7 protein-coding genes and 1 riboswitch are annotated in these 8801 nt (G+C 66.3%); of the genes, 4 read left to right on the top strand and 3 right to left on the bottom strand.

Translation table 11 applies throughout. The features are described from left to right. The coding region (locus EOA27_RS11445) for an ATP-binding cassette domain-containing protein (RefSeq protein ID WP_145970323.1) at positions 1-854 on the bottom strand (854 nt) is incomplete at its 3' end. Between the two features lie 10 nt (positions 855-864). Continuing rightward, complete coding sequence (locus tag EOA27_RS11450; RefSeq protein WP_126080769.1) at positions 865-1509, bottom strand: thiamine diphosphokinase; 645 nt, start codon at positions 1507-1509, stop codon at positions 865-867. Positions 1510-1639: 130 nt separating this feature from the next. After that, a riboswitch (TPP riboswitch) is annotated at positions 1640-1745 on the top strand. Between the two features lie 43 nt (positions 1746-1788). On the opposite strand from EOA27_RS11450, the gene thiB reads away from it, so the two are divergent. From thiB to EOA27_RS11475, 4 genes are all read left to right on the top strand, one after another. Then, the gene (gene thiB / locus EOA27_RS11455) at positions 1789-2799 is read left to right on the top strand and encodes a thiamine ABC transporter substrate binding subunit (RefSeq protein ID WP_126080770.1); all 1011 of its coding nucleotides are present in this window, start codon (positions 1789-1791) and stop codon (positions 2797-2799) included. A gap of 223 nt (positions 2800-3022) precedes the next feature. Continuing rightward, positions 3023-4639, top strand: coding sequence for a thiamine/thiamine pyrophosphate ABC transporter permease (thiP, locus tag EOA27_RS11465; protein ID WP_126080772.1), 1617 nt, complete (start codon positions 3023-3025; stop codon positions 4637-4639). Then, entirely contained in the window at positions 4636-5424 is a 789-nt protein-coding gene (thiQ, locus tag EOA27_RS11470) for a thiamine ABC transporter ATP-binding protein (RefSeq protein ID WP_126080773.1), read from the top strand. Before thiP ends, thiQ begins: the two co-directional genes overlap by 4 nt. 153 nt (positions 5425-5577) lie before the next feature. Continuing rightward, complete coding sequence (locus EOA27_RS11475; protein ID WP_042647760.1) at positions 5578-7044, top strand: M48 family metalloprotease; 1467 nt, start codon at positions 5578-5580, stop codon at positions 7042-7044. Positions 7045-7270: 226 nt separating this feature from the next. On the opposite strand, the gene EOA27_RS11480 is transcribed toward EOA27_RS11475, so the two are convergent. Next, positions 7271-8801 (bottom strand): tetratricopeptide repeat protein (locus tag EOA27_RS11480; RefSeq protein ID WP_145970324.1); only part of this gene is annotated, 1531 nt, incomplete at its 5' end.

Consider the following 8801-nt stretch of genomic DNA (forward strand, 5'->3'; position numbering starts at 1 on the left):
GCCTCGATCACCAGCTTGCCGGATTCGGCGGCGTCGCTCGCCACCATGGTGGCGATGCCTTCGGCGCCGCGGTGGCTGCGGAAGCGCTGGCGCATCGTCTGCAATTCGCCGAGGCGGCGCATGTTGCGCTTGCGTCTGGCGGTCACGCCGTAGCGCAACCAATGCTCCTCGCGCACGATCTGGCGGCCGAGCTTGTGCTGCTCGCGCTCTTCCTCCTCCAACACCTGGTCGCGCCATTCCTCGAAATGGGCAAAGCCCTTGTCCAGCCGTCGCGTCTGGCCGCGATCGAGCCAGACGGTGGCGCGGGTGACGCGTTCGAGAAAGCGGCGGTCGTGCGAGATCAGGATCACCGCCGAAGAGGTGCGGGCAAGCTCCTCTTCCAGCCATTCGATCACGGAAAGGTCGAGATGGTTGGTGGGCTCGTCGAGCAGAAGGATGTCGGGTTCCGGCGCCATGACGCGCGCAAGCGCGGCGCGGCGCGCCTCGCCGCCAGACAGGTCGCCCGGCTTCTCCTCGCCGGTGAGGCCGAGATGCTCCATCAGATAGGTGGCGCGATGCGGATCGTCGGCCGGGCCGAGGCCGGCCTCGACATAGGCGCGCACGGTGGCGAAGCCATCCATATCCGGCATCTGCGGCAGATAACGAACGGTCGCCGAGGGTTGGCGGAACACTTCGCCGTCCTGCGGCTCGATCATGCCGGCGGCGATCTTGAGCAGGGTCGACTTGCCCGAGCCGTTGCGGCCGACCAGCGCGATCTTTTCGCCGGCGGAAGCGCTGAGCGCAGCACCGTCGAGCAGCGGGGTGCCGCCGAAGGTCAGTTTAATGCCGTCGAGGTTGAGAAGTGGCGGCGCCATATCTGGAATGTCAGCTTTCGGGAAGAGGATAGGGGTGGGCCAGAAGCAGCGCCCGGCCGCGCTCCAGCGCGATGCCAAGCCGCCCTTTGACCTCGTTTGATATAGTGAGCGAGGAGCCGAACGCCACCTCGACGCGGTCGAGCGGCCATTTGGCGCCGGTGACCGTCAGGCCGGACAGGTCGGAGAAGCCGAGCACCGAAAACAGGGTGCTGTCCGCATAGTCGAAACTGGCTTTGCCAGGCAGGATGGGAACGCCTTCCTGTGCGCCGCTCGTCAGCAACACGGTCGTGCCCGCTTCTGCCAGCCGCACGGCGAGCGCCAGATGCAGGGAGGCATGGTCGGCGCGCTTGCCGCCGAAGGCGCCGGCAAGCACGAGGCTGGTGGCGCCGCGCTGGAGCGCTTCCGCTATTGCAAGCTCGCCATCGGTCATGTCCTTCTCGGCCGGGAAGATTTTTTGTGGGACGGAAGCCAGATCTTCGGGCAGGTTGGCCGGCACCGAGTCGAAATCGCCGACCCAGAGCTCGGGGACAAGGCCCAGCATGCGGGCATGGCCGATGCCGGCGTCGGCGGCGATGACGCGCGAACCAGCGATCTGGCGTTCGAGCCGGGGCGTGCGGATAAGCTCGCCGCCAAGCAGGATGGTGAATGTGCCCATGGCCGTCGCCCTTACCAGCCCGCCGGGGGAAACGGAAGCCGGAAGCGCCGCGCTTCGGTTCCTGCCTCGGAACATTAGCTGCCCGGCAAACTTCCGCTTGCACGCCGCTTCGGCCGGGCCTATCTGTCGAGACGCTCTAACGGGGTGCCGGACGTGATCCGGCTGAGAGGCAATCGAGCCAACCCGCTGAACCTGATCCGGTTTGTACCGGCGGAGGGATTAGACGTTTCGGACCATCCGGCGCCTCAATTCCTTGTCACTCGAACGAAGGAGGCGCCGATGCGCGCGATATTGTCCAAGCTTATTCTCGCAGCCGGTCTTTTGTCGCTTCTGGCCGGTGTTGCGCCTGCCGTCGCCGAGGACAAGCTCACCGTCTATACCTATGAAAGCTTCACTGCCGATTGGGGGCCCGGACCGGCGGTGAAGAAGGAATTCGAAGCCGAATGTGGCTGCGATCTCGAATTCGTCTCGGTCGCCGATGGCGTCGCGCTGCTCAACCGCGTCAAGCTCGAGGGCGCCGGCACCAAGGCCGACATCGTCCTCGGCCTCGACACCAACCTGACCGCGGACGCCAAGGCGAGCGGGCTGTTCGCGCCGCATGGCGACGTCTCGGGTATCAACGTGCCGGGCGGCTGGAGCGACGACACTTTCGTGCCGTTCGACTATGGCTATTTCGCCGTCGTCTATGACACGCAGAAGCTAAAAGTCCCGCCGAAGAGCCTGAAGGACCTGATCGAGGGTAGCGGCACCGACAAGATCGTCATCCAGGATCCGCGCACCTCGACGCCCGGCCTCGGCCTGCTCTTGTGGGTGAAGTCTGTCTATGGCGACAAGGCGCCGGAGGCCTGGGCCAAGCTCAAGACGAAAGTGCTGACGGTGACGCCGGGTTGGAGCGAGGCCTATGGCCTGTTCACCAAGGGCGAGGCGCCGATGGTGCTCTCCTACACCACCTCGCCGGCCTATCACATGGTGGCCGAGAACACCGAGCGCTATCAGGCGGCGTCCTTCGAGGAAGGCGAATACCTGCAGATCGAGGTTGCCGGCATCACCACGACGGGTGCCAAGAACCCGCTGACGCAAAAGTTCATCGCCTTCATGACCGGGCCGAAATTCCAGGACGTCATCCCGGAAACCAACTGGATGTTCCCGGCCGGCAAGACCGACAAGCCGCTCAACCCGGCCTTCGACAAACTGGTCAAGCCGACCAAGACCCTGCTGTTCAGCCCGGAGGAGGTTGCCGCCAACCGCAAGGCGTGGGCGGATGAGTGGCTGGCGGTGATGAGCAAGTAGGCTGCGATGCTTGCGCCAAGGCCCCCCTCTCTGTCCTGCCGGACATCTCCCCCTCAAGGGGGGAGATTGGCTGTCACGCCGGCTTTCGCCCATCTCCGACGTTGCAGGATCGAGCGGGGCGTCGACGCTGCCAATCTCCCCCCTAGAGGGGGAGATGGCCGGCAGGACAGAGGGAGGCGCGAAGGAACGCGGCGTTGCCTAGCTGAAGCTCGCATGGTGCGGCGTGCACTCCGCGCGTGACTCCCGCGTCACCGCCAGTGTCGTCGCGCTCGCGGCCATCGCCGCGCTCATCGGCGGCGCCTTCGCTGGCCTCATCCTCGAAGGCGCGCACGACCTCTCCGGCGCTGCCGCCGCCTTCGACGGCTACCTCCTGCGCGTGGCCCGCTTCACGCTGTGGCAAGCATTGCTCTCGACGCTGCTGTCGGTCGCGCCGGCGCTGCTGGTGGCACGCGCGCTTTCAAGGCATCCGGCCTTTCCCGGGCGTCGCCTGATCCTGCAGCTCTTCACCGTGCCGCTGGCGTTGCCGGCGATCGTCGCGGCGCTCGGCATATTGGCGCTTTACGGCCGCGCCGGGTACTTTGCCGGCGTCTTCGCCCGGTTCGGCGGCGGAGAGTGGCCCGGCATCTACGGCCTCTCCGGCATCCTGGTCGCGCATGTCTTCTTCAACCTGCCTCTGGCGACGCGCTTGTTCCTGGAGGCGCTGGGCACCATTCCCGCCGACCAGTGGCGGCTGGCGAGCCAGCTCGGCATGGGCGCCCGGCCGGCCTTCCGGCTGATCGAATGGCCGGTGCTGCGCGCGGCCTTGCCGGGCGTCGCCGGGCTGGTCTTCATGCTCTGCATCACGTCCTTCACCATCGTGCTGACGCTGGGCGGCGGGCCGGCCGCGACGACGCTCGAGGTCGCCATCTACCAGGCGCTGCGCTTCGACTTCGATCCGGCCCGTGCGGTGGTGCTGACGCTGCTACAGATCGCGCTCACCTTCGTCGTGGTCGCAGCGCTCACGCGGCTTGGCGCCAACACGGTCGGCGACGCCAATCTGCCGGTCGCGCCCCGCCGCTACCTTTCGGCGGGCCGGATCGAAAGCCTACTGAATGCCGGCCTCATCGCGCTCGCCCTGCTGTTCGTCGCCGGACCGATGGCGGCGACGGTGGTTTCGGGCCTTCAGGCCGATCTCGGCCGATTGGCGGGCGAGGAAGCGGTGCGCCGCGCGACGCTTACTAGCGCCGGGCTCGCCTTGATCGCGGCGCTGCTCAGCGTGTCGCTGTCGCTGGTATTGATCGCGGCGCGGCGCGCATTGGCTTTGCGTCGCCGTGCCGGCAGCGCCATGTCGCTGCTCGAGCATGCCGCCGACACCGGCGCCGGCTTCGTGCTCGTCGTGCCGCCGATAGTTCTTGGCGCCGGCTGGTTCCTGGCGCTGCGCAACATCACCGATGTCTTTGCCGTCGCGCCGGTGATGGTCGTCGCCGTCAACGCGGTGATGGCGATGCCCTTCGCCATCCGTGCCATTCGCCCAGCCTATGACGCGGCGAGCGAACGCCATGAGCGGCTTTGCCTGGCGCTTGGCATATCCGGCTGGACCCGGCTCAGCCTGATCGACTGGCCGTCGCTCAGGCGGCCCTTGGCCACCGGCTTCGCTTTCGCCATGGCGCTGTCGCTCGGCGATCTCGGCGTGATCGCGCTGTTCGGCAGCGATTCCGTGCAGACCTTGCCCTATCTTCTGCTTGCGCGCATGGGCAGCTACCGGACCGCCGACGCGGCGGGGCTCGCCTTGCTGCTCGGCCTGGTTTGCCTGATGCTGGTCGTCGTCGCCGATGGGCTGGGGCGGGAAGCAAGGGCATGACATCGACGGATAACGGCATCGCGGCAGGGAAGGCGCTGACCGTCACACTCGAAGACGTGTCGTTCAGCTATGGCGAATCGTCCTTCCGCTTCAATGCCGAGTTCGCGGCGGGCAGGATCACCGCCATCATGGGGCCGAGCGGCTCCGGCAAGTCGACGCTGCTCAATCTGATAGCCGGCTTCGAAACACCTAATAGCGGCAAGGTGCTGATCGGCGGCATCGATATCGGCGCCACGCCGCCCTCGGCGCGACCGGTGTCGATGGTGTTCCAGGAAAACAATCTGTTCGCGCATCTTACGGTCGAGGCCAATGTCGGGCTCGGCCGCTCGCCGTCGCTGAAGCTCGGCGATGGCGATCGCGCCGCCGTCGCCGAGGCGCTGGCGCGCGTCGGCCTGGCCGGCAAGGAAAAGCGGCTGCCGCGCGAGCTTTCCGGCGGCGAAAGGCAGCGCGTCGCGCTGGCGCGGGTGCTGCTGCGTGACCGGCCCGTCTTGCTGCTCGACGAACCTTTCGCGTCGCTCGGCCCGGCGCTGCGCGAGGACATGCTCGACCTTCTCGCCGGCATCCATGCCGAGCGCAAAATGACGGTGCTGTTCGTCACCCATCAGCCGGAAGATGCGCGCCGCATCGGCCAGAACGTGGCCTTTCTGGATGAGGGCAGGATCGCGGCGACCGGGCCGGCTGATGATTTCTTCGATCGGTCTGGACCGGATGCGTTCCGGCGCTATATCGGCGATCGAGGCGGCACCGTTGCCGGATCACAACATATTGCCCGGAAGCGGACATAATTTACGCTCAAACCGGCAACGGGTGATCCGGCGTTTGCTTGCCTTGTCCGGGGGAGTATGGCTAGGTCCGGCCATGCAGGTCCGGCGGGGCCGCGATTTGCCGAAAGATTTCGAAAGGAAGCCGATCTGTCGACCGGCGCTGAGAAAGTGTGGATGAGGCCACTGGCACGATTTTTCGCGCTGGCGGGCGTTGCCGTGCTGGCGAGCTGTCAGATGTTCACGCCGCCGGACGTGCAGGAGAGCGGCTTCCAGCCTTCCGACAAGCCGATCACCGTCGACAATGTCGTCGCCAACGCCAAGCTCGCCGAAATGGCGAAAGCGCAGCATCCGCGCATTCTCGCCACCTATGGCGGCGAGTATTCCGACCCGAAGCTCGAACGCATGGTGGCCAAGGTCGTCGGCAATCTGACCGTGGTGTCGGCCAACCCGACCCAGACCTATCGCATCACCATCCTCAACTCGCCCAACGTCAACGCCTTCGCGCTGCCGGGCGGCTATCTCTATGTGACGCGCGGCCTGCTGGCGCTGGCCAATGATTCCTCCGAGCTTGCCGCCGTCATCGCCCATGAGATGGGCCACGTCACGGCGAATCACGGGCTGCAACGGCAGCAGCTCGAGGCCGAGGAAGGCCTGGCGACCAAGGTGGTGTCGGACGTGCTTGGCGACAGCCCGACCGCCAAGGCGGCCCTGATCCGCGGCAAGCTTCGGCTGGCGCAGTTCTCGCGCAACCAGGAACTGCAGGCCGACGCCATCGGCATCAAGTCGATCGGCGAGGCGGGCTACGATCCTTACGCAGCTGGCCGCTTCCTGCAGTCGATGTCGGCCTATACCGATTTCCGCTCGGTCAGCGGCGCCACCGACGCCAGCCTCGACTTCCTGGCGACGCACCCCAACACGCCGCAACGCATCGAACTGGCGCAGCGCCTTGCGCGCAATTTCGGCCCCCCCGGCGTCGGCACGCGCGACCGCGACGCATTCCTCGCGGGCATTGACGGTCTGCTTTACGGCGACACGCCGGAAGAAGGCTATGTGCGCGGCCAAACCTTCATGCACCCCAATCTCGGGGTCTCCTTCACCGTGCCGGACGGTTTCGTCATCGACAATTCGGCGGCCGCCGTCACCGCGACCGGGCCGGGCGACATCGCCATCCGTTTCGACGGCGTGGCGATCGACAAGTCGGTGTCGCTGACCGATTACATCCGCAGCGGCTGGGTGGCGGGGCTCGAAGACGCCAGCGTGCGCCAGGAGACGATCAACGGCAATGAGGCAGCGATGGCGCATGCCAACGCGCAAGGCTGGCAGTTCGACATCGCGGTGATCCGCGCCGGCGGGCAGGTCTACAGGCTGCTGACGGCCGCGCCCTCGGCCAGCGCTTCGCTGGATCCTGTGGCGCGCTCGGTCAGCGGCTCCTTCCGAGTGCTCACCCCAGCCGAGAAGGCGGCGCTTAAGCCGCTGCATATCCGGGTCGTCACCGTCCAGGCCGGCCAGACCATGGGCTCGCTCGCCGCGCAAATGGTCGGCGTCGACCGCAAGCTCGATCTGTTCCGTGTGCTCAACGCCATGTCGCCGGGCGCCAGCGTATCGGCCGGCGACAAGGTCAAGATCGTCACCGACAAGTAGGGCTCCGCATTCGCGTTCGTGCGGCCCGGCGCTTTGAGAGCTTGCCGCGATGTGCGATCCCTAAAGCGCGTCGCGACCTTTCAGATTCGCTCCATGCGCGTAGGTTTTTGGTCACGCGTTTCTTTGTCCCGAAACCGATTCACACTTTCGGGATACATGCTTTAAGCCGCGCAATCGACATGGCGACATGCGTTGTCCCGGCTGGTCCGGCCACGCGTCGCGGCTGCTATCCACCTCTGACGGTGGAGATGCCACCAAAGCCTGTGGTGCTGGCGTCGGTGCCGGGAGGTTCGCCCGTGGCGGGGCTGTCGGGGGTATCCGGAGTGTCGCTGTCCGGAGTGCTGTCGTCAGTACTGCTCTGCCTGGAAGGAGACGGGCGATCGCCGCTACTGCCGCCCCGCCAAGGCGCCGGCTCGATCAAGGGCGGCACCGGTTTGACCGGAGGTGGGGTTATCATCGGCGGTGCAGGCGCGCGGATCACCCTGATCTTCGTGATTACCTTGGGCTTGCATACAGCGGCTGTCTGGAAGCGGCGCCCGGCAAGACCGAGAATGCTCATCGAATAGACTTCCTGCCGTTCCATGCTGGCCTTGAGGAACGCCAGAGCGCGGGCCGGATCGGCGGGCACGCCATTGCGGCCTTCCTGGAAGATCAACGCGAGATCGTTCATGGCGCTGATATGCCCCATCGCCGCAGACTTGAGCAGCAGGTCCAATCCCTTTCGGGGGTTCGGCTCGACGCCGACGCCGTTGAACAAAGCGCGTCCCCAGGCAGCCATGGCGGCTGGATCGCCCTGGTCGGCCGCCTGGGCATAGAGGCCATTCGCTTTCGTAACATCCGCGGCGGTGCTTGTTGCGGACGCCGCCATATAGGCGAGCTCGAAAACGGCTCGGGCATGGCCCTTGTCGGCGGCCTCCTGAATGGCCTTCCTAGCCTCGTCGACCTTGCCGGCCGCCAGCAACGCCCGTCCGAGCTCATAGCGGAAGCGGACGACATTGGGGTAGGCTTTAACCGCCGCTTCGCAAGCTTCGATCGCTCCGCCGCCGATCTCGTTCGGCTGGCGGCCGGGGGCGACGCCCTGCAGGTCGAGCGGCGCGCCTGCCGCCCGGTCGCAAGGGTCGACGCTTGGCGACAGTTTCACCGTGGCCGGCTTTGACGCCTTGCCAGCGCGGATCTGGAAGCCGAGCTCGAGGGGAGCGGCGGCGCCGATCTGCGGCTCGTAGCGCAATTTGTCGATCTCGTTGGCCAGAATGGTCGAATCCGGCGACAATGTGCGATCCGGCAGCGACAGCGTTCCTGTTGCCGGGTAACTTGCGAGCTTCAGGCTGATGCCGGGGTCTCCGGTCGGAAAATCCAGGTTCAACGGAACCGGGCCGACGCCGACCGGGACGCTGAGTTTGCTCTTCTTCTGGATCGCCTCGGCGGCACCGGTGATGTGGAGGCCACGCTCCACCATCAATTGCTTCTGCTCGGCCTTCAGGGACGCTGCGCTCTGCTGGCCCTCAGCGCCACCCTTGATGCGCAAGACCAGGATGCCCTGAGATACGCCACCCCACTCGTCATGTGTGGCATAGGCCAGCGTTTCGACCTGTTCCTGCGTGTCGGACGCCTTGGGCAGGTCGATCAGCAGACGCGGCAGGTCGTTGCCCGCAATCTGGTCGCCTTCGGCGACGGGTTTGCCGTCCAGCACCAGGCCTGCGAGCGCGGGAAGCGTTTCAAAGCTTACGGTGACCGCGCTGCCGTCGACAGTGACAGGC

This window comes from Mesorhizobium sp. M2A.F.Ca.ET.037.01.1.1, from assembly GCF_003998075.1.
Taxonomy (GTDB): Bacteria; Pseudomonadota; Alphaproteobacteria; order Rhizobiales; family Rhizobiaceae; genus Mesorhizobium.

Coding starts and splice junctions, on each gene's coding strand:
- thiQ (WP_126080773.1), top strand. CDS start 4,636: ATGACATCGACGGATAACGGCATCGCGGCAGGGAAGGCGCTGACCGTC.
- EOA27_RS11450 (WP_126080769.1), bottom strand. CDS start 1,509: ATGGGCACATTCACCATCCTGCTTGGCGGCGAGCTTATCCGCACGCCC.
- EOA27_RS11475 (WP_042647760.1), top strand. CDS start 5,578: ATGAGGCCACTGGCACGATTTTTCGCGCTGGCGGGCGTTGCCGTGCTG.
- thiB (WP_126080770.1), top strand. CDS start 1,789: ATGCGCGCGATATTGTCCAAGCTTATTCTCGCAGCCGGTCTTTTGTCG.